17 protein-coding genes are annotated in these 20,862 nt (G+C 69.1%); 6 read left to right on the top strand and 11 right to left on the bottom strand.

What is annotated here, in order from left to right; all coding sequences use genetic code 11:
• Window positions 1-12: 12 nt before the first annotated feature.
• Both ABD235_RS12320 and ABD235_RS12315 read right to left on the bottom strand, forming a co-directional pair.
• Window positions 13-651, bottom strand: coding sequence for a pyridoxamine 5'-phosphate oxidase family protein (locus ABD235_RS12320; protein WP_344173269.1), 639 nt, complete (start codon window positions 649-651; stop codon window positions 13-15).
• Window positions 651-1,877 carry an MFS transporter gene (locus tag ABD235_RS12315; RefSeq protein WP_344173267.1) on the bottom strand — a complete coding sequence of 409 codons (1,227 nt, stop codon included), beginning with the start codon at window positions 1,875-1,877 and terminating at the stop codon, window positions 651-653. Before ABD235_RS12315 ends, ABD235_RS12320 begins: the two co-directional genes overlap by 1 nt.
• A gap of 119 nt (window positions 1,878-1,996) precedes the next feature.
• Between ABD235_RS12315 and ABD235_RS12310 the strand changes: the two genes are divergently transcribed.
• Complete coding sequence (locus tag ABD235_RS12310; protein WP_344173264.1) at window positions 1,997-2,659, top strand: hypothetical protein; 663 nt, start codon at window positions 1,997-1,999, stop codon at window positions 2,657-2,659.
• A 209-nt stretch (window positions 2,660-2,868) separates the two neighbouring features.
• Here the strand turns inward: ABD235_RS12310 and ABD235_RS12305 are convergent, their stop codons facing one another.
• Entirely contained in the window at window positions 2,869-3,513 is a 645-nt protein-coding gene (locus ABD235_RS12305) for an alpha-ketoglutarate-dependent dioxygenase AlkB (RefSeq protein WP_344173261.1), read from the bottom strand.
• Window positions 3,514-3,688: 175 nt separating this feature from the next.
• On the opposite strand from ABD235_RS12305, the gene ABD235_RS12300 reads away from it, so the two are divergent.
• On the top strand, window positions 3,689-5,071 hold the full coding sequence (locus ABD235_RS12300) for an amidohydrolase (protein WP_344173258.1): 1,383 nt from the start codon (window positions 3,689-3,691) through the stop codon (window positions 5,069-5,071).
• A gap of 42 nt (window positions 5,072-5,113) precedes the next feature.
• Here ABD235_RS12300 and ABD235_RS12295 read toward each other — a convergent pair whose 3' ends face one another.
• From ABD235_RS12295 to ABD235_RS12280, 4 genes are all read right to left on the bottom strand, one after another.
• Window positions 5,114-6,160: a cobalamin B12-binding domain-containing protein gene (locus tag ABD235_RS12295; RefSeq protein WP_344173256.1), complete on the bottom strand. Its 1,047-nt coding sequence runs from the start codon at window positions 6,158-6,160 to the stop codon at window positions 5,114-5,116.
• Window positions 6,157-7,545 carry a PP2C family protein-serine/threonine phosphatase gene (locus tag ABD235_RS12290; RefSeq protein WP_344173254.1) on the bottom strand — a complete coding sequence of 463 codons (1,389 nt, stop codon included), beginning with the start codon at window positions 7,543-7,545 and terminating at the stop codon, window positions 6,157-6,159. The genes ABD235_RS12295 and ABD235_RS12290 overlap by 4 nt, the downstream gene beginning before the upstream one ends.
• The gene (locus tag ABD235_RS12285; RefSeq protein WP_344173252.1) at window positions 7,542-8,564 is read right to left on the bottom strand and encodes an STAS domain-containing protein; all 1,023 of its coding nucleotides are present in this window, start codon (window positions 8,562-8,564) and stop codon (window positions 7,542-7,544) included. The genes ABD235_RS12290 and ABD235_RS12285 overlap by 4 nt, the downstream gene beginning before the upstream one ends.
• A 309-nt stretch (window positions 8,565-8,873) precedes the next feature.
• On the bottom strand, window positions 8,874-11,720 hold the full coding sequence (locus ABD235_RS12280) for a S8 family serine peptidase (protein WP_344173250.1): 2,847 nt from the start codon (window positions 11,718-11,720) through the stop codon (window positions 8,874-8,876).
• A gap of 117 nt (window positions 11,721-11,837) precedes the next feature.
• Between ABD235_RS12280 and ABD235_RS12275 the strand changes: the two genes are divergently transcribed.
• Window positions 11,838-12,701, top strand: coding sequence for a dienelactone hydrolase family protein (locus ABD235_RS12275; RefSeq protein WP_344173248.1), 864 nt, complete (start codon window positions 11,838-11,840; stop codon window positions 12,699-12,701).
• On the opposite strand, the gene ABD235_RS12270 is transcribed toward ABD235_RS12275, so the two are convergent.
• A complete protein-coding gene (locus tag ABD235_RS12270) occupies window positions 12,634-13,851 on the bottom strand; it encodes an epoxide hydrolase family protein (protein WP_344173246.1) in 1,218 nt (405 codons plus the stop codon). The genes ABD235_RS12275 and ABD235_RS12270 overlap by 68 nt on opposite strands.
• 7 nt (window positions 13,852-13,858) lie before the next feature.
• A complete protein-coding gene (locus ABD235_RS12265) occupies window positions 13,859-14,290 on the bottom strand; it encodes a MarR family winged helix-turn-helix transcriptional regulator (protein ID WP_344173244.1) in 432 nt (143 codons plus the stop codon).
• A gap of 324 nt (window positions 14,291-14,614) precedes the next feature.
• Here ABD235_RS12265 and ABD235_RS12260 point away from each other — a divergent pair, with 324 nt between their 5' ends.
• Window positions 14,615-15,604, top strand: a complete 990-nt coding sequence (locus ABD235_RS12260; protein WP_344173242.1) for a hypothetical protein — start codon at window positions 14,615-14,617, stop codon at window positions 15,602-15,604.
• Between the two features lie 13 nt (window positions 15,605-15,617).
• Here ABD235_RS12260 and ABD235_RS12255 read toward each other — a convergent pair whose 3' ends face one another.
• Entirely contained in the window at window positions 15,618-16,508 is an 891-nt protein-coding gene (locus tag ABD235_RS12255; protein WP_344173239.1) for an AraC family transcriptional regulator, read from the bottom strand.
• 131 nt (window positions 16,509-16,639) lie between these two features.
• Between ABD235_RS12255 and ABD235_RS12250 the strand changes: the two genes are divergently transcribed.
• Complete coding sequence (locus ABD235_RS12250; protein ID WP_344173237.1) at window positions 16,640-17,710, top strand: aldo/keto reductase; 1,071 nt, start codon at window positions 16,640-16,642, stop codon at window positions 17,708-17,710.
• Window positions 17,711-17,753: 43 nt separating this feature from the next.
• On the opposite strand, the gene ABD235_RS12245 is transcribed toward ABD235_RS12250, so the two are convergent.
• The gene (locus ABD235_RS12245) at window positions 17,754-19,277 is read right to left on the bottom strand and encodes a glycoside hydrolase family 99 protein (protein ID WP_344173235.1); all 1,524 of its coding nucleotides are present in this window, start codon (window positions 19,275-19,277) and stop codon (window positions 17,754-17,756) included.
• 293 nt (window positions 19,278-19,570) lie between these two features.
• On the opposite strand from ABD235_RS12245, the gene ABD235_RS12240 reads away from it, so the two are divergent.
• A complete protein-coding gene (locus ABD235_RS12240; protein ID WP_344173233.1) occupies window positions 19,571-20,851 on the top strand; it encodes an ROK family protein in 1,281 nt (426 codons plus the stop codon).
• Window positions 20,852-20,862 lie beyond the last annotated feature (11 nt).

The following is a 20,862-nucleotide window of genomic DNA, read 5'->3' as shown; positions in this document are numbered from 1 at the left end:
GGCCGGAGTACGTCAGTACTTGACGTTGTAGATGCCCGCCTCGTACTTCGGTCCGTAGTACTGCTCCAGCTCGGCCAGGTCGTCGTTCGGCCGGTCCAGTGCCTTGGCGATCTGCGCCCGGCTCGGCACGGCGTCGGGCTCCCAGGTCTCCGGCTTCCAGATCTGGGATCGCAGGAACGCCTTCGAGCAGTGGTGGAAGATCTCCTCGATGTCGACCAGCAGGGCCAGCTGCGGACGGTTGCCCTTGACCACCATGTCGTCGAAGAACGGCGCCTCCCGGACGATCCGGGCCCGGCCGTTGATCCGCAGCGTCTCGCCGCGGCCGGGGATCAGGAAGATCAGCCCGACGTTCGGGTTGGTGAGGATGTTCTGGAAGCCGTCGATGCGGCGGTTGCCGGCCCGCTCGGGGATCGCGATCGTGGCGTCGTCGAGGACCTTGGTGAAGCCGGCCGGGTCGCCCTTGGGGGAGACGTCGCAGCTGCCGTCGGCCGCGGAGGTCGCGATCAGGCAGAACGGTGACGCCGCGAGCCACTCCTTGTCGAGGTCGTGCAACTCCTTGCGCAGCTTGCCGGAAGCGTGCGCCAGGGGCTCCGGAACGATCTCGCGAAGCTCTTCGTAGGTAGTGATCTCGACCAGGCCGGGGATGTCCATCAGGCGGCGTACTCCTCTACGGAAGAAGGCCGGACCGCCTTGCTGGCGGGCCGAGTCCGTGCGGCCCATCGTACGGCGGGACCAGTTGCACAACTGGTCCCCAGGAACAGCGCACCGACCACGATCCACCCGATCGGACCCCAGCCGAGCACCAGGGTCGTGAGCAGCACCGGGCCCAGCATGCGGGCGATCGCGGGGCCGGTCCCGAAGAATCCCTGGTACTGCCCCTGCTGGTCGGCCGGGGCGAGACCGAAGCTGATTTCCCAAGCACCGGAGGCGAGTTTCATCTCGCCGAAGGTCAGGAGTGCGGCGGCCGCGGCCAGTACGACGGCCGTCGCGGCCGGGGGAGCGCCGATCGCGGAGAGGGCGAACACCGCACACGCGGCGAGCATCGCGACCCCGGCGATCCGCACGGACCGCGTCGCCGTCTTCAGGTTCGTGACGCTGCGAGCGATCCGGACCTGGAACGCGGTGACTCCGAGCGTGTTGATCACCAGCAGCGACGCGACGACCCAGCCGGGAGCGTTGGTGCGCTCGACGATCCACAGCGGCGCGACCAGGCTGAGCAGCGGCATGAACATCAGCATCACCGCGTTCAGCAGCGCCAGTACGGCGTACGGGCGGTCACGCAGTACGGCGAGCCTGGGCTCACCCTCGACGCGGACCTTCACCGCGGCGACCGGCGGCACCCTGTGGATGAGCGCGGCCGCCACCAGAAAGCTCACCGCGTCGATCGCGAACACCGTCAGGTACGCCGTCGTGGTGTCGAACTTCAACGCGACCCCACCCAGCGTCGCTCCGACCGCGAGGCCGCCGTTCGCCGTCGCCTGCAGCGTCGCCCGGATCCTCGTCCGCTCGGCCGGGGAGACCAGGCCGGCCAGCAGCGCCTGCCGGGCCGCGGTCAGTCCGGTCTGGCTACTCGCATAAGCGATCGCGGCAACCACGAAGAGCGGAAAGCTCCGAACCACCAGGAACGATCCGACCGAGAGTGACGTCGTGAGGGCCAGCAGGATCGCCACCGCCCGCGGCCCGTACCGGTCGGCAAGATGCCCGAGCGGTACGCCGGTCAGGAACCCGACCAGCCAGGCGATGGTCAGCCCGACCCCGACCTGAGCGGTCGACAACCCAACCACCCGGGTGAAGAACAACGCCGACGTGACGATGAAAGCTCCATCGCCCACCGAGTTCGCCAACTGCGCCGCCGCAAGCCGCTTCGAGGTCGTCATACGTAGACTCTAAGGCTCAGAGGCCCATCATCCCGGTCCACTTGTGCCCGCATCTGTTGGGCCAATATTCCCCTGTGGAAAACCCCGGAACCAGCTCTCGACGACGGCATCTTCTAGGCATGACCTTCTTCGACCTCCCGCCGGACTGGCGCCACCGCCCCCTCACCAACCAGACCCTGGCCACCAACGTCGCCGACCTCTACTGCACCGCCGGCGACCGCAGCCGCGGCACCCTCACCCTCATCATCTGCGACGAAAAAAACCACTTCAAAGGAGCCATAGCCATCGACCTCCAAGACCTACTCCCCGACCCGCCGACCCCCAGCACACCCGCCGGCGGCCACCGCAAGCCCTCGCACCCGTCCCCGAACGCCGCCGCCGACGGCCGCCGCCGCAGATCCGTCACGCCCGCGGTTCTCCCGCGCTCCTCGATCCCCGGCGCCGTCCTCCCCGGCTCTCCCACGGCGCCCGGCGCAATCCTCCCCGGACCCGCTGCCACCGCTGCGACCCTTCGAGGACCGTCCCGCTCAACCCGCCGCGCTGCCGCCCTCCGCCCAGTCATCCGCCCCCTCCAGGTCTACCCCGGCGGCGCCCTACTCCTCACCCTCGGCCGCCGAGGCCCCTCGGCAACCACCACCTCCGACCGCGAATGGGCCGAAGCCGCCACCCGAGCCTGCCGCTCCCTAGGAGTCCGCCTACTCGGCTTCTACGTCGCCTCCCGAGACACCGTCTTCCCAGCCGACCTCACCACCGCCCCAGCCGACCTACCCACAGCAGCCTGACCCCGACCTCCCCACCGCAGCCTGACCCCGAGCCAGCCTGCGGACCCCATCACACCCACCAACCCAACCACCCTTACCTTGCCCCGCCTCGCTCTCTCTTTCCCGGCCGCAGCGACCTCAGCCCCCACCAACCCCACCGGCCGCATCCCCAACCACCTCAACCACCGCCGACCCCAGGAGCACCCATGTCGCACTCACCGGACCCGCCCTCACCGCACCCCGCGCGGCCTGAACTGCACGCTGATCCGCGGCCCAATCCGCCCCGAAGCCTTCGGAATCGCATGCTCCCAGGTCCGCTGGCACGACCCACCCATCACGATCAGATCCCCATGCCCCAACGGATACCGGATCGTCGACCCCACCGGCCCACTCACGGACCCAGGCTTCGGTCGCAACGCCAGCACCCGAGGCTCACCCACCGACAGGATCGCGACCATCGTGTCCTCGCGTTCCCCGCGCCCAATCTTGTCCCCGTGCCACGCAACGCTGTCGCGCCCGTCCCGGTAGTAACACAACCCAGCCGTCCGGAACGGCTCACCCAATTCCTCGGCGTAATGCTCGCTCAACATCTCCCGACCCTCGTCCAGGATCGGCAACGGCAACGTGTCACTCTCGCCGTAGAAGCAGAGCAACCGCGGCACCTCGACCACCCGGTCGTACATCTGCCGCCGCTCTTCCCGCCACGGCACATCCACCGCCAACCGCTCGTACACCTGGTCGGCTCCCGACAACCACCCCGGCAGCACGTCGATCCATGCCCCGCGGCTCAGCTCCGTCCGCTGCAACGCGTCCAGCGAACCGAGCTCCGGATCAGCGAACGCATCCAGCAAGGACGCTTGAAGGTCAGCACCCATACCGCCACTGTACCCGAGATTCGAACATACGTTCCCCTGACCGCGACCTCTCTGGACGAAGCCCACGCCCACCTGAAACCAGTGGTGCCAATGGGGCAAATGAGGCGCTCCAGACCCTGGCCCTCACCTACGAAAGACTGCCCGTAAGAACAACGCGGACCGCATCGGAGCCCCCATGTCACCCTTGCTGATCCAGAACTGCTCGGTCCTCGTGGTCCCCGACACAGGGGAGTGCCGAGTCGACCCCGCCCAGGACATCCTGATCACCAACGGCGAGATCACCTCGATCACCCCCACCGCCCCGCGAAGCCCGGCACCAGCCGTTTCCCCAACCCCGGCGACCTCGGCGGACGCCGAAGCCGCCGACCATCTCGAAACCCTCGACGCCACTGGCCTCCTGGCAGTCCCCGGCCTCACCAACGCCCACACCCACAGCCCCATGGTCATGATGCGAGGCGCCGCCGAGGACCTGTCCATCGACAACTGGTTCAACCAGAAGATCTGGCCGATGGAAACGAACCTCACCCCCGACCGCGTCCGAGCCGGCGCCCGCCTGGCCTGCGCCGAAATGCTCTTGGCCGGCGTCACCACCTTCGTAGACCACTACTTCCACGCCGACCAGATCGCCCAAGCCGCCGCAGAACTAGGCATCCGAGCCGACCTAGCCCCCACCTTCTTCACCTCCACCGGCCCCGAAGCCCGCGAGGCAGCCTTTGACACCGCCCGTCAAATCCGTGCCCTAGGCAACAGTCGGATCACTGCCGGCCTAGGCCCCCACGCCCCGTACACAGTCTCCGAAGAAGATCTCCGCCGCACCGCCGAAGTAGCCCAGTCCGAGAACTTCCGAGTCCACCTCCACGCCGCCGAAACGATGGCCCAAACCACCTCGTCCCAAACCCATCACGGCGCCACCCCGATCGAGATCCTCCACCGCACCGGCATCCTCGAGTCAGGCGCCCTCATAGCCCATGCCTGCGCCCTCGCAGACGAAGACCTCGACCTCCTCCACCCGTACGCCGACCGCACCACCATCGCCACTTGCCCCAAGGTCTACCTGAAACTAGCCATGGGCAACACCACTCCCATCAAGCAACTCCAGTCCATCGGCATCCCCGTAGCCATAGGTACCGACGGCGCCGCGGTCCACAACACCCTCGACGTCTGGGAATCCCTACGCCTAGTAGCCCTCACCGAGAAACACCAACAAAACAACGCCGAATGGATGACGCTCTCCGACACCCTCCGCCTAGCCACCCACAACGGCGCCAAAGCCTCCGGCCACAAAACCGGCACCCTAGCCCCAGGCCACCAAGCCGACATCGCTCTAGTAGACCTATCCGGGCCCCACAACCAACCCCTCCACAACCCTCTGGCAGCCCTTGTCTACTCCGTCCGCCCCACAGACGTAGTCCACGTACTGGTAGCCGGCGAAGTAGTAGTCAAAGACCGAACCCTCACCACAGCAGACCTCACCGAAATCCTCACCGAAGCCAACGCAGTAGCCCACACCCTCGTAAACCTCACCAAGCCTGGCGCCGTCCAGCACTACGCCCCATGACCCCCACCGAAGACCACGGTCATCTCACCGACGCTGCTTTTACTAACCTCCAGTAGGCCAGGATCCGGCGACGAGCGAGTGAGACAGCGGATAGTCCCGCAGCTCCGTCCTCAAATGGTGGCCTAAAGCAACAGTGGCCGATGGGTCCCCTTGGCGAGCGTCGAGCAGTTCGGTGATCCAGTGCGCAGTCTGCGGGATCGGCCGGGAGTCGCCGGTCAGCAGGGCGGCCCACACGGCATGGAGGGTCTGTGTGATGGCGTCCTCGACGATCTCGAGGGCAGGGTCGACCTCCCAGACCGACTGCAGCCGGGCTACGAGCTCTCGATGCGACAGCTCCAGCGTCGCCTGCTCCGCAGTCGCCTCGACAGGCAGCGGAGCGGCAGCCTGCACAACGGTCGGCAGCTCACGCGCAGCCAGTACGGCGCTCTGCGCATCCGCAGCCCAGGCAGTCGCCCCCAGCGCGCGAGCGCGTACGTCGTCCGGCCCGAACGCCGCGCCGCCAACAACGATCGGGATTCCCGCCGTCGTACTGGCTTCGACGAAGCGCCGGGTCGTTGGGAGAGCGCCCAGCATCGAGCAGCTCACGGCCAACGCGTCCGGCCCAAGATCCTGCAGGTACTGGCCGAGCCGCAGCGGCGAAGTCGAGGCTCCCAGCAACGTCGTGTCCCAGCCGTCGGCCCGGAGCGCGCAGTCGATGATCATGGCCGGCAACGCATGCCACTCGCGTTCGGCGCACGCCACCAACGCCTTGCCCCGCGTCACCGGCAACTGCCGCGTGTACCGAGCAACGGCCTCGGTCGCCGCCGCAGCCACCGCAGTCGCGGCGTGTTCCTCGGCGACAGTCCAGTCACCGCGCTGCCACCGCGTTCCGACATTCCGCTGAGCGGTCGCGACGACGTCAGTCAGTACGACGACAGGCGGCACCCCCTGCGCGAGCTGACTTTCGACGACCTCCAGTGCCGCCGCGGTGTCGACGGTGGCCAGTGCCAGTTCGAAGGCAACCAGAGCGTCGTTCGCTGGTCCGGCCAGCAACAGGGGATCGGACTCATCCCCGCGGATGTCAGTGACCCGGCCGTCCCCGACGGTCACGACCTCACGCCCACACTCGAGGCCGGCGCGAGGTCAATCGTGAACCGCGCCTCGCGGCTCCGCCATCCGAGGGAACCCCCGCAACTGATCGCCAGCAGCGCGATGTCGTCATGAGCCCGCCCGTCCAGGTGCTCGACGACGTCCTGCTCGACAGCACCGCAGATCGCATCAGCCCCGGCACCGGCGTACTCACTGAGCAGCCGCAGCAGCCGATCCGTTCCGTAGAACCCGTCGGCACCGCGCGCTTCCTCGACACCATCGGTGAACATCAGCAACGCATCGCCCTGCTCGAGCCGCACCGTGGTCGTCGGATAGTCCACGTCCGATACGACGCCGGCGACGGTGCCCTCGATCGGCAGCTGCTCGGCACGTCCGTCGGCACGGACGACGACAGGGCCCGCGTGACCGGCGACCGCGACGTCCACCTCGGCGGACAAGCCGTCGGCGGCCGGGCGAATCCGTACGCAGACCAGCGTGATGAACCGATTCGACGGGTCTTGGGAGAAGACCGTGTTGAACGCGGACAGCAGCGCCCCCGGCCTGCGTTCGAAGTGCGCGGCTGTGCGGATGCTCTGGCGGGCGCGGCCCGTCAGCACCGCGGCGTCGACGCCCTTGCCACAAACATCACCGAGTACCGCAAGCCATTCGTCACCGGCGGGGAAGACGTCGTAGAAGTCGCCGCCGACGTCCAACTGCTCGATCGCCGGCCGGTACCTCGCAGCGAGGTCGGCGCCGGGGATCGTCGGCAGAGCGGGCGGTACGAGGCTCGCCTGCAAGGCAGCGGCGACGCGACTGCTCTGCTCGTAGAGCCGCGCGGAGTCGAGAGCGAGCGACGCACGCGCCGCGAGCTGCTCGCCGATGGCGACGTCGTCCTCGGAGAAACCGCGCCCCTGCCCGCGGACCATCACCAGCGCACCGAGCGTGACGCCACGGGCGGTCAGGCCCAGCCCAAGCACATCGACGGGTCGAAGAGCCGCCGCCTGCTCACGAAGTACGGCGTTCGGCACCATGCTCGCGAGGGCCCCGGCGTCCGACTCCTCGAGTGCGACATGCAGCAGCTCGGTGTGCCCGGTAGTAAGGATCCGCTCGAGGGCCTGCCCAGCAATCGCCCGGCGGGAGCTTTTAGCAGTCGCCGCCGGATCATCGCCGCCCCACAAGGTGAGCGCGCCGTTCCGTGGGTTGACCCACACCAGCACAGCCCAGTCAGCCACCTCAGGCTGTACGCCGGTCAACAACTGCAGAACGCACCGCCGCAGGTTGAGCGACCCGGTCATGCTGACCCCGATCTGCTCGACGATCTCCTCCCGCACACCGGACCGCGACCCGTCCCGCTGCCCCAGCAGCGCACCCTTGACCTCACCCGGAATCGTCTCCCCGGGCGTCATCCGCGCTCACCCTCCTCCGCCAACGGCGGCCCACCATCCCGCGGCCACCCCGGCGAAGACGCCGCCCCACCAACCTCCGGCAACCCCGGTGCGGATGCCGACTCACCGCCCCGCAGCCCCGGGGAGGATGACGACCCGCCAACGCGCGGCGATCTCGGCGCGGACGCCGAACCACCAACAAGCGGCGTCGGCGCGGACACCGGCTCGCCGTCCTGCGGCGATCTCGGCGCGGACGCCGACTCACCACCCTGCAGCGCCGGCGAAGATACCGGCCCGCCAACCTGCGGCGATCTCGGCGCGGGCGCCGACCCACCAACCTGCGGCGTCGGCGCGGACGCCGACCCACCGCTCTGTGGCGAGGCCGGGGCCTGTTGTGCACCTGACGAGTGAGGCAAGCCGTGCTCCTGAGTTGACGCCGGCATCTGCGGCGAGGCGGGCGTCTGCGGCGAGACGGGCGGGCGAGCTAACGGGCGAGGCGAACCGGACTCCTGCGGCGAAGCCGGCGTCTGCGACGCACCTGCTGTGTAGGTCGAGCCGGGCACCTGTGGCTGGGCGGGCGTCTGCCGCGGAGCTACCGGGTGGGCTGAGCCAGGCTCCTGCAACGTCGCGGGAGGCTGCTGTGAGGGCTGCGGCTCGAAGTCTTCAGACGCCTCGGCGACCTGCTGCTCGGCGAGGACTGCGGTGAGCTCGTCGAGGGTCGGGTAGACCGTGAAGACCTTGTCCAGCTTGGTGATGCGGAGGATCTTCTGGATGCGGGGCTGCGGGCCGACGACGATCAGCGCGCCGCCATGCGCGATGGACTCCTTGTGCGCACCGACCAGTACGCCGAGGCCGGACGAGTCCATGAACTCGACGTCGGTCAGATCAACGACAACCGGATGCGGACCCAGCAGCGTCTTCAGCACGCCGGTGAGTTCAGGGGCCGTCTCCAGGTCGAGGTCGCCGTGGACGCGGACCAGAGGGCCGGGGCCCGAGGTGTCGAGTTCGAGGTTGAAGGAGGCTTCGTCATCGGTGAGCACGTCGGCTCCTTACCCCGCTACCCGCCGTGGTGCCAGGAGCCGGTCTGAACGGCCTGCAAGAGGCAGGCCAAGGCGGTGGCTTCGAGTTTGAACCACCGAATCGACCCTCAGATCTATCACCCACCGCCCACCGGTTCAACTACCCCCGGCGCGCCACCACCCGTCGTACACACGAACTCAACACGACTGTACGGATGTGGTAAGGGGCCCCGCGTCAACAGCGACCACAGCACCGAAGAGCATCAGTCGGAAACGCACTCGAGCCCCCGACTCCTCGAGGAGTCGGGGGCTCGAGTCACCGAGCTGAGGTCAGCTGACCGTGAAGCTTCTGGCGGGGCTGACACCCGTGGCATGGTCGCCGTCGGACTGGAAGACGACGCGGTAGGTGTAGCTGGCTCGGACCGTCGGCTTGATGGAGAAGCCGTAGTTGCCCGTCGAGTTCAGCTTGGTCGACGTGATCGTCGTCCAGGTGGTGCCGGTGGAGCGCTGGAGGTAGACCGGCGAACCAGCGTGCTGCGGGCGGACGTAGCCGTAGAGCGTCGTCGAGGCGCCGAGTTTGATCGACGTCGCGGACAGGCTCGCGGTCAGGGTCGGGCGAACGTCCGTGGTCCAGTTACCGGTGCGGGAGCCGAGCAGCTGCGGCGAGCCGTTGTAGCCCCAGGCAAAGATCGTGGAGTACGTCGGCTGGTAGGTGACCGAGTACGTGCCGGTCGCGCTCGTCGTGACGCGGGTGATCTCGCGCCAGGTCGAGCTGTTCTTGTTCCGGCCGTACAGCGAGACCAGGACGCCGGCCAGTGGCGCCTTGGTGTCGACGCGCACGACGCTGCCGCTCAGCGTGACCTTGCCGCCGAAGTCGAACGCGGTCGCGTTGCCGGTCATCGTCGTGTAGGTCCCGGTCAGGTTGGCCGCGACCGACGAGCTCCACTTGCCGCTACGGTCCTTGACCCAGGCGCGGAACGCGTAGCTCGTCGCGTTCGCCAGCCCGGTCGCCGTCGCGCTCGAGGCCGGACCCATGTACGCCGAGGTGCCGGTGTTCGGAGCGCCCGGAGCGACGGTCCCGGCGTTACGCCGTACGACGACCTGGTCGAGGTCGGTGATCCCCGGCAGCGTCCACTTCATCGCGGCCGCGGCGTACTGCCCCGTCACGGTGAAGTTGGTGATCGGCGCCGGGGCGACGTCGACGGTGCGGAAGAAGACGAAGTACGAGCCCGGCATGGTCGCGCCGCCCGCGTCCTTCACCGCGCCGACGACCGCCCGGTACGGCGTGTTGTCCTGCAGCGTCGCGGTTGGGTCGATCGTGACCCGCTTGGTCGCCGGGTCGTACGACACGGTGCTCGGGACGACGGCGCCGGTCTTGCCGTGCAGCAGGCGGACCGTCGTCGAGTTCACGCTCGCCGCGGACAGCTCACGCTCGAAGGTGAACGTGGGGGAGTAGGTCTGCGGCACGCCGCCGGTCAGGTCGGCCGGGGCGGTGTCGCGGACCCAGTAGCGAGCACCGACGGACGATCCACCAGTCGAGCTGGCACCGACGGACAGCGTGTACGGACGGCTGTCGCGCGAGCCGTTGAAGTTGGTCACCTTGATGTACGCGCGCCCCGCCGGCAGCGTCAGCCTGACGGTCTCGGCTTTCCTGTCACTGGCGTCAGCGAAACCGATGAGCTGGAGCTGGGCGTTGTAGATCCACAGGATCGGGTCGATGTTCTGGGGCCGGTTCGGGTCGTAGGCCGGCTGCGTCAATGTCACGAGGACGTTGCGCGCGGCACTCGACTGGGCGGAGTACCAGTCCTCTTCACCCTCGGTGCCGATCGCGCCGGTGATCGAGGCGTGCGCCATCGCGGTCGCTCGGACCGGTACGTCGTTGCCGTCCGGCCCGGCGGCCCAGAACTCCGGGGCCCAGGTCGCGCCGAGCGCGTTCGCGGCGTCGAGCACCCCGGCGCCGTAGAACGGGTCACGGCCGCGGGGGCCCGCGTCTCGGGCGGTGTTCTTGAGCTGCGCCTCGACCTGAGCCGGCGTCCAGCTCGGGTACTTGTTGCGCACCATCGCGGCGACGGCGGCCACCATCGGCGCCGAGAAGGAGGTGCCGCTACCACCCCAGTACGGCAGGTAGTCGGGGTCGGTCAGTGCGCGCGGGCCGGTGGACAGGATGTTCCAGCCCGGAGCCGCGATGTCGACCGAGTCGCCCCACGAGCTGAACGCCGTCAGGACGCCGTTGTTGTCGGTGGCACCGACCGAGATGACCTCCGGGAAGGCGGCTGGGTAGTTCGGTACGTTGTCGTACTCGTTGCCCGAGGAAGCGACGACGACGATGCCCTTGGCAACGGCCTTCTTCACCGCGTCGTGCACGACCGCGTTGTAGCTCGGACCGCCCAGGGACATGTTGATCACCCGGGCGCCGTGCGAGGCGGCCCAGTTGATCCCGGCCAGGACGCTCGAGTCACTGCCCGTACCGGTGCTGTCGAGCACCTTCACCGGCAGGATCTTCGCGTTCCACGCGACGCCGGCGATGCCGCGGGCGTTGTTGGTGTTCGCGGCGATGATGCCCGCCACCATGGTGCCGTGACCCTTGTCGTCGTTCGCCGACGCCTTCGGGTTGATCGCGTTGTAGCCCGTGTAGACACGCCCGGCCAGCTCCGGGTGGCCGCCGTCGACTCCGGTGTCCAGTACGGCGACGGTCTGGCTGCCGGCGGACTTGGACAGGTCCCAGGCCTGCGGCATCCGGATGGTCGACAGGTACGCCTGGTCGGAACGGTAGTACTCGTCGTTCGGCGTCGCGGCGCTGGTCCGCAGGTAGTTGAGCGAGGCAACCTCGACGCTCGACTCGGCGCGCAGCTTCTTCAGCAGCTCGGGCGCGGCGGCGTTGCTGGTCACGGTCGCGTAGTCGCCGTCGACCGGAGCGGAGGCCTGCCGGCTGTTGTGCTTGGCAAGGACCGTCGAACGGGCGGACGCGCTCGCCTTGGGCGAGAACTTCACCAGGACAGAGTGCGGGTCATAGGCCTCGACGGCGGCGGTGGCCGGACGGGCCGGGACCTGGAAGGCGTTGTAGAAGGGCTTCGGCTCGGCCGCGGACACCGACGAACCGGTGACGGTGACCAAGGTGGTCGCGACGAGCGCGGCCGGCAGGCCCAGTTTCAGGAGGTGGGACGGGCGGATGGGCATTGCGGGGACCCCCCCAAGGGTCTCAGAGTGACATTCTGCGCCGGAGTATGTCAGAGCTGGGGGACAGTTTCGGGGGCACCGAGATGTCAATACGTGCAATCTTCAAGGAGCGCGACGATGGCTGATGCACCGAGGTCCGACCTGGCCGGGTGGAAGAAGGCGCCGTTCACCGGGGGCGGGCTGACCTTCGACTGCTACGAGAAGGGCTCCGGGCCCGGCGTCGTACTGATCCCGGAGATCCCCGGGATCACGCCGGAGGTGCTCGGCCTGGCTGAGCACCTGGTCGCGGAGGGGTTCACGGTCGTCGTACCGTCGCCGTTCGGCACGCCCGGGCGGGAGGAGACGGCCGGCTACACGATGGGCGTGTTCGCACGGCTGTGTGTGTCGAAGGAGTTCCGGGCGTTCGCGGTCGACGCCGAGCGGCCGATCACGCGGTACCTGCGCGCGGTCGCCGCCGAGCTGGCAGCCCGTACGCCGGGGCGCGGCGTCGGTGTGATCGGGATGTGCTTCACCGGTGGGTTCGCGTTGGCGACGGCGGTGGACGACGTGGTCCGGGCGCCGGTGATGAGCCAGCCGGCGACGCCGTTCCCGCTCGGTGCCGCGCGGCGGCGCGATCCCGGGGTCTCGCGGCAGGAGCTCGAGCACATTGCCGAGCGCACGCGCACCGACGGCCTCTGCGTGCTCGGCCTGCGCTTCACCAAGGACCGCGCCGTACCGGCGGAACGCTTCGCGACCCTGCGCGAGCAGCTCGGCGACGCCTTCGAGGTGATCGAGCTCGACTCTGGCCCGGGCAACCCCGGCGGCTTCTCCAAGGGAGCCCACCAGGTCCTCACCGCCGAGGTCCGCGAGACCCCCGGTCATCCAGCGCTGGCCGCCCGCACCCGCGTGGTCCAGTTCCTTCGCGAGAACCTGATCAGCGAAGACCCCGGAACGTCCGGCGTACGTCGTCCGTCCACTCCGCCGGGATCTCCCACGGAATGAAGTGCCCGCCGCGCGGATGACAGGTGATCTGCGTGTGGTTGTACCAAGCCGCCCGGTCGCCGGCCAGGAAGTTCGCGATCCGCTCCTCGCCGGTCCGCACCCCCGGCGGGTTCTCGTAGTCGACGAACGTGATCCCGGTCGGCGCTTCAACGACCGGCCACCGATCGTGCGACGGCGTCCACGGGTAACGGTTGTTGTTGGCGTACGTCCGCATCGACGTCTCGATCGAACCGCCCACCCAGTAGATCGTTGCGTGGGTCAACAACTCGTCCTTCGAGAAGACGCTCTGCACGTCCCCGCCGTCGTCGGACCACTTGTCCCAACGCTCCAGCAACCATGCGAGCAGCCCGGCGGGGGAGTCGGACAACCCGTACGCGAGCGTCGACGGCGCGAGCATCTGCGCGGACAGATGGACGGCGAAGCGGCGTTCCACCTCGAGGATCCGCGCCCGGACCTCGTCAGGTACGCCGTCAGGAATCGGTCGCCCGCCGGTGATGTCCCACGCGCGCTCGCCCTCGAAGAACGACAGCTTCAGCGCCGACCCGATGTGAATCCCGTACAGCTCGTCGGCGTACTTGTGCCCGAGCTGCCCGGTGACCAACGCGCCCACGTCGTTGCCCGCGGCCGCGTACCGCTCGTAGCCCAGCACCTCGGTCATCAGCGCGTGCCAGACGTCGGCCATCTTCCAGAAGTTCATGTCCGGCCGCTCCAGCGGCGTGGAGAACCCGAACCCGGGCAGCGACGGCACGATCACGTCGAACGCGTCGGCCGGATCACCCCCGTACGACGCCGGGTCGGCCAGCCGGTCGATCACCTTCGACCAGTGCCAGAACGTCCACGGCCAGCCGTGACTGAGGATCAGCGGCACCGGCCGCGGCCCGACTCCCGCCCGACGCATGAAATGCACCGGCACACCACCGACATCGACCCGGTAGTTCTCATACTTGTTGATCGCGCTCTCCGAAGCTCTCCAGTCGAACCCATCGGCCCAGTACGCGACCAGCTCCTGCAGCTCGGTACGCCGTACGCCGTAGTGGCCGTCCTCGTTGCCGGCGTCGAGCGGCCACTTGGTCGCGCGCAGCCGATCGCGGAGATCATCGAGCACCGAGTCGGCGACATGGATCGGGGCCGGGTCGAGCGGGAAGGTCATCGTGTCCTCACAGGGTGGCGATCTCGGTCAGGCGTTTCAGGACCCGCGCGGAGTCGCTCAGGAGAGCGCGTTCTTCGTCGCTCAGCTGGTCCACCAGCTCGGCCAGGCGCTCGACGCGGCTGACGCGGCGGGAGTCCACGATCGCCTGCCCTTCGTCGGTGAGCGAGAGCAGCACCGCGCGGCCGTCCCGGGGGTCGGGAGCGCGGGAGACCAGCCCGTCGCGTTCCAGCTTGGCGACGAGGCTGGTCAGGGCCGGCTGCTTGAGTTGCTCGGTGGCGGTCAGGTCGGTCAGCCGCAGCGGGCCGCGGCGCGCGAGCGTGTGCAAGACCGACAGCGTGGAGAAGTTGAACCGGCGGACCGAGGGCAGCCGGATGAAGATCGTGGTGAAGTCCTCGATCGCGGTGGTCAGGTCGTCCAGCTCGGGCGTCGGTTCCGGCACGACCACAACCATATCAATTTTCGATGTAACTCACAGCGCTGACAGGACCCTCGGTTTCACAGCGTGTGGTTACCGACACGTGCTGACGGCAAGTGTTAAGGGCGCGTTGGGAATTCCCCTGATGTGATTGGGGCCTGAGCGGTGCGGGCACTGTTCATGTCGACGAGGTGCCGGTCGCGCCAACGCGGCCGCACCGGCTGGGGTCGTTGCTCTACGCAAGGCTTGGACAGCCCTGTGTGACGCTCGGTGATTTGCTCTGGCCGCACCCCCTGCGGGCATGGCACCATCGGCCACCGGGGGAGATACGTCATCAGGGGGCGGCGAATGGCGAGAGCCAAACGAGCGAACCGCGGCGACACCGAGCGGTCGCGCTGGTCGAACGGTACGACGGACGCCGGCCACCAGGGCGAACCCGGGTGGGGCGCCCAGGTCGTGGCCGGTGGAAACGAGCCCAGTCGACCGCCGAACGGCTTCTTCGACGAGCCCGGCGGCGGTCCTGGTGAGACCACCGCCCAGCCGGCCGACGCCCAGCCGGCCGACGCGCAACCAGCCGGCGACAAGCCGACGACCGCCCGGCCCACCGCCGAGGACAAGACACCGGCGCGCCGGCAGCCCAAGACGGACGAAACCGCCGGGCCCAAGACGGACGAGACCGCCGGACCCAAGACCGGTCAGGCCGCCCCAGCGAGAACAGGTGAGACCGCCCGAGTGAGCACGGTTGAGACGGCCGGCGTCAAGCCGCCCGAGAACGCGGGGGAGCGCTCTCCGGAGCCCCCGAGCTGGCAGCAGATCGCCACCGCCAACGGACGCCCGGTCACGGTCGCCCCACGCCAGGCAGGATTCGGTACGCCGGTCCGGGTGGACGAGATCGCCCTGGCCGCGAAGGCGCTGTCGGAGGATCTGCTCGCCGCGACCCAGGGCATGCCCGAGACGGTCGCGTCACGCCAGCTCCGGCGCGATCTCGATGAAGCCGTCGAGACGTTCCGCGCCGTGGCCAGCGAACTGCAGTCGACGGCCGGCAGCCTGGTCCGCCTCGCCGCGAGCGAAGGGCAGGTCTGCGGCGTGACCTGGGGCGTCTGCCCCGAGCACGGCCTCACCCTGATGAACGTCGGCGACGTGGCCACCTGCCATGTCCTCGGCTGCCGCCACGAGCAGCAGGGCCCGACCGAGCGCTGCGCGCAGCCGGTCGCCTACAAGGTCGTCGACGTCGCCGGCCCGGCCCTGTTCACCTGCGCCGGCCACGCCATCGCCTGCCGCCTTCACCTCGACGGAGCCGTCATCACCCTGGCCACCGACAGCCTCGAGCTCCTCTGACACCGCAACAGACCTACTCCTGCACGATCGCCATCGTCTGCAGCCGTACGGCGTCCCGCCCCGGCGGAGCGCCGTACATCCGCCGGTACTCGCGGCTGAACTGCGACGGGTTGTCGTAGCCGACGGCGTACCCGACGGCCGCCACGTCGTGCGGCGCGGCCAGCAGCGCGAGGCGAGCCTTCTGCAACCGGATCTGCTTCTGGTACTGCAGGGGGCTCATCGCCGTCACTGCCCGGAAGTGCCGGTTCAGCGAGGACACGCTGGTCCCGACGTCCTCGGCGAGGTCCGCGATCCGGATCACCCGGTCGGACCGCTCCTTGATCCACGCGATCGCCCGCGCGACCAGCGCCAGCCGGCTGTCGGCCGAGCCGGCCTGCCGGATCATCGCCGCTTGCGGGCCGTTGAGCAGCCACCAGTGGATCTCCCGCCGTACGCCGGGCGCCAGCACCTGCCGGTCCCGCGGTGAGTCCAGCAGTCGCGCCAGCCGGACCAGGGCGTCGAGCAGTCTGTCGTCCGCGTCGCTGACCGCGAGCCCCGGACCGTCGTGCGGACGGATCGCGGTCGGGCCGCCGTCGACCAGCAGCTGCGCGATCGTGGTCGGCTCCAGCCGGAGCCCCAGCGCGAGGAAGGGCTCGGTCGCCGAAGCCCGGACGATCCTCCCGGTCAGCGGAAGGTCGACGGTCACCACCGCGACCTGACCGGGTCCGTGCTCGAAGACGTGGTCGCCGAGCATCGTCTGCTTGACCCCCTGCACGACCAGCGTAAGCATCGGTTCGGTGACCGAGATCGTCGGTTCGGTCACCCGGCCCGCGGCGAACACCAGCACTCCGTCGATCCACCGCGGCCGCATGTTGCCTCCGGCAAGCGACTCGATCCGGCGGCCGAGCTCACCCAGCTGGTCCATGGTCCGAGTGAAGCACATCGGGCCAAGCAAAGGTGAGCGGATCGTGCACTTGATCGCCCGCATCGGTCTAGGGAACGGCCGGTGCGGGCGATCCACTGGAGTCACCACCGAAAACCTGGAGGCTCGCACTCATGCCGCTCGATTCCTACCGCACCCTCGGCCGCTCCGGCCTGCGGGTCAGTCCGCTCACCCTGGGCACGATGACCTTCGGCGACGACTGGGGCTGGGGCAGCAGCCCCGAGGAGTCCACGAAGATCCTCGCGACGTACCTGGACCGCGGCGGCAACTCCGTCGACACCGCGAACATCTACACCAACGGCCACGCCGAGCAGATCGTCGGCGACCACCTGAACGGTCAGTCCTCACGCCGCGACCGCGTCGTCCTCGGGACCAAGTTCTTCGGCAACCTGTACCCGAACGATCCCAACGGCGGCGGGCCGGGCCGTAAGGCGATCGTGCAACAGCTCGAGAACTCGCTCCGCCGCCTGCGCACCGACTACGTCGACCTCTACTGGCTGCACAACTTCGACCCGGTGACGCCCGTCGAGGAGACGCTGCGAGCCCTCGACGACCTGGTGGCCGCCGGCAAGATCCGGTACGTCGGCTTCTCCGACGTCCCGGCCTGGGCCACCGCGCAGGCGGCCACGATCGCGCAGTTGCGCGGCTGGTCGCCGATCATCGCGCTTCAGCTGCAGTACTCCCTGCTCGAGCGCACCTCCGAAGGTGAGCTGATCCCGATGGCCGAGGCGCTGGGGATGGGCGTGATGCCGTGGTCGCCGCTCAACGGCGGTTTCCTGTCCGGCAAGTACTCCAGCACCACCAAGGACGTCGACACCACCCGCGGCCGGATGCCGAGCGAGGCGGAGTACGTCGTGATCGACGCCGTCAACGCAGTCGCCGAGCAAGCCGGTACGACGGCGGCCGAGATCGCGCTCTCCTGGGTGACCGGGCGGCCCGGCGTCACCTCCACCGTGATCGGCGCCCGCCGGATGGATCAGCTCGAGACCAACCTCCGCGCGCTGGACGTCACCCTCACCGACGCGCAGCGCAGCACGCTCGACGAGCTCTCGGCCCCGACGCTGAACTTCCCCGCCGAGAACAACCGCCTCCTCGCCCCGAGCCTCCAGTTCGCCGGCGCCACCGTGGACGGCCGCGCCTCCGCCGCCAACCCGTTGCTCGAAGCAAGCGAAACCCGGTACTGAACGATGTCCCCCGGCGGCAACAGGCCGGGGGACCCGAGCGTCGTCAGGAGATCCGGCAGGACGTCAGGTGGTCGTTCGCGTTCGGCGACAGCGTGGTGAAGTTGGGCGTGTTCGACGTCCACGTCCACGACTGCCCGCCGAAGCTGTCCTCGGCGTACGCCGTGACCGTCCACCCGGACGGGATCCGCACCGACGACGCCCAGTTGTCCTGGACGCCGGCCGCCTGCAGCTGCGCGCGGGTGTAGTTGCCCTTGGCAAGCGCGGCGCCCGCCGTACCGAGGTAGTCGACGTGCTCGTAGAAGATCACCCCGCCGCTGCCCTGCGCGGGCATCGGCGGCGTCGGCCGGTTCGGGGTGAGCGCGATCTGGCCCTTGAACATCCGGCCGCCGTCGTTGGTCAGCCGCAGGTAGTAGTCCGAGGAGCACGCCGTACCGTCCTCGTCGAGCGCCCGGATCCCTGACCCGTTGGGGATCCAGGCCGAGCTCTCGGCGGTCTTGGCGATCTGGTTGCCCTCGTTGTACTCGTCGAACATCGAGATGTACATGCCCTGCACGCCGACCCGGGTGAGGTTGTAGAACTGCCGCCACATCAGGTCGCCGTGCCGCCGGTGCCCGGACTGCAGGTCGCCCGGGATCACGCACGGCTGATAGTCGATCCCGAACGCGTTGCAGTCGGCCTGGTCCTGCTGGTTCACGTTGTTGTAGTAGTGATCCGCGCCGGCGACGTCGCTGATCCGGCCGACCATCCACGGCGAGAGCATGTTGAAGGCGTGGTAGACGTCCAGGTAGCCGGCCCGCGAGTCCTCGACCCCGCGCCGCCAGTGCGTCGGCACACCGCCGATGACGTAGCAGCCCTGGTTCTTGAACCAGTTCACGACGTCCAGACAGACCGAGGCCGGCCACGCCTTGTTCGCCTCGTTGAAGCCGAAGCCCCAGATGCAGACGACCGGCTTGCCGTTCTGCTTCGCGTACGCCGGCGAGGCCGTGTACGCGCGCATCTTGTCGATCCAGTCCTGCTTCATCTCCGACTGCATGTTCTGCCACGCGGTCGCGTCGTACATGATGTAGAACTTCCGCCCGTACTGCTCGGCGGCCTGGCGCACCTTCGCCGCCATCGCGTCGCGGGTCGGGCCCTCACCGCCGAACGGGTTGAACCGCTGCAGCGCCGCGGTGTCGCAGCCGTTTTGCTGCATCCACTGGAAGTGCGTGTTCACCGTCTGCTGGTCGTACGACGAGAACAGCTTCGCCGGCCGGCCGTTGCCGAGGTTCGCGTACGCCGTCTGGTACGTCGCCGTGTAGTCGCGGACGTCCGGCCAGCTGCCGAGCGCGTTGTTGGTCGGCGAGGGCGGCTGGCCCCAGTTGCTGCTCCAGTGCCACCAGCCGTTGATCGGGGCGCCGTCGCCGGCGCAGGCGAACCAGCCCTGGTACCCGACGGTGATCTTGCCGACCACGTCACCGGGCGGGCTGGCCGCGGCCGTCGCGGAGGCGGACAGAGCGGTTCCCGCCGACGAAGCGGCGGCCGCTGCGGCCGCGGAGGCGGCCAGGAAGGTACGTCGTGTGAGTGCCATTGTGCAGGCTCCTGGATGGGCGGACAGGACTGCGGAGAGTGGCGCCGAGCGTACAAACGGTCGCTTGAGAGCGCAAGACTTCATCGCAAGAACCGGACGAAACTTTGCAACAAGGTGACTGCATCCGAAGAGAGACCGTTCCCTCGCTGGCCGTCATCTTCGAGAAACATGGGCGCAACATCTTGACGCGGCGTGACGGCGTACTTAGTTTGTTGGCTCAACAGACAAAGTCTGTGACCGGCGTCACAACGCCGGTGCCGTTCTCCTGTCGGGGGAGAAGGGGTGGGGGTTCTGTGACGCTGACCGACGGCACTCGGCCGGGCGGTGGGGTGGTTGCCGCCGACCACGTTTCGCTGCGCCGCAACAACCTCTCCGTCGTCCTCCGGCACGTCCGCTCCGACGGCCCGAAGTCGCGGGCCCGCATCGCCGCGGACACCGGCCTGAACAAGGCCACCGTCTCCAGCCTGGTCGCCGAGCTCGTCGAGCGCGGTCTGCTCCGGGAGGGTCGCGCCGAGTCCGAGCGCGGCGCCCTTGGTCGCCCTGGGCAACTGGTCGAGCTCGACGGCAGCGCGGTCTGCGGCGTCGGCGCCGAGGTCAACGTCGACTACCTCGCCGTCACCGCGCTCGACCTCAGCGGCGACACCCTGATCGAACGCCGCGTCCCGCTCGACGTGGCCCACCTCGACCCCGGTACGACGCTCGACCACCTGGCGACGCTGGTCCAGGAAGCCGTGACCGCGGTCGACGCGCGCGGCGGCCAGACCGCCGGCGTGACGCTGGCGGTGCCGGGGCTGGTGCAGGGGACGACCGGTTCGCTCAAGCTCGCGCCGAACCTGGGCTGGGGTGAGCTGCAGATCGTCGACGAGATGCGCGAGCGGCTCGGCGGTCCGGCGTACGCGGTCCGCGTCGACAACGAGGCGAACCTGGCCGCGCTGGCGGCGTACTCGGAACTGCGCAAGGAGTCCGGCAGCACCGTCGAGGACATCGTCCTGCTGACCGGCGCGATCGGTGTCGGTGGCGGCGTGGTCGCCGGCGGGCACCTGCTGCTCGGCGGCCGCGGGTTCAGCGGCGAGGTCGGGCACATGCCGGTCGCGCCCGCCGGCGGGATCTGCGGCTGCGGCCGGACGGGGTGCTGGGAGACCGTCGTCGGGCTGACCGCCCTGCTGAACAAGGCGACCGACGCCGACGACCCGGTCCGCGACCCGTCGATGGACGTCGAGCAGCGACTGGCGGAGATCACCCGGCGGGCCGAGGCCGGGGGAGCGCGGACCCTGCGCGCGCTCGCCGAGGTCGGCACCTGGCTGGGGATCGGCGGCGCGATCCTGGTGAACATCCTGAACCCGGACGTCCTGGTGCTCGGCGGGTACTTCGCCGTCCTCGGCCCGTGGCTGAAGGAACCGTTGGAGAACGCGATCCGCGATCGCGTGATCGCTCCCGACGGTGGCGGCTGCCGGGTGGTGCAGTCGGAGCTCGGGTTCACCGCCGCGGTCCGCGGCGGGGCCCAGATCTCGCTCGACCAGGTCTTCCTGGACCCGACCCTGATCGGTCGCGAGGCCACGGGAGTCGCGCAATGAGCAGTCAGAAC

The sequence above is a fragment of the Kribbella lupini genome (assembly GCF_039529595.1).
GTDB lineage: Bacteria > Actinomycetota > Actinomycetes > Propionibacteriales > Kribbellaceae > Kribbella > Kribbella lupini.
The sequence above is the reverse complement of the archived record's forward strand: the minus strand, read 5'-3'. Positions and strand labels throughout refer to the sequence as shown.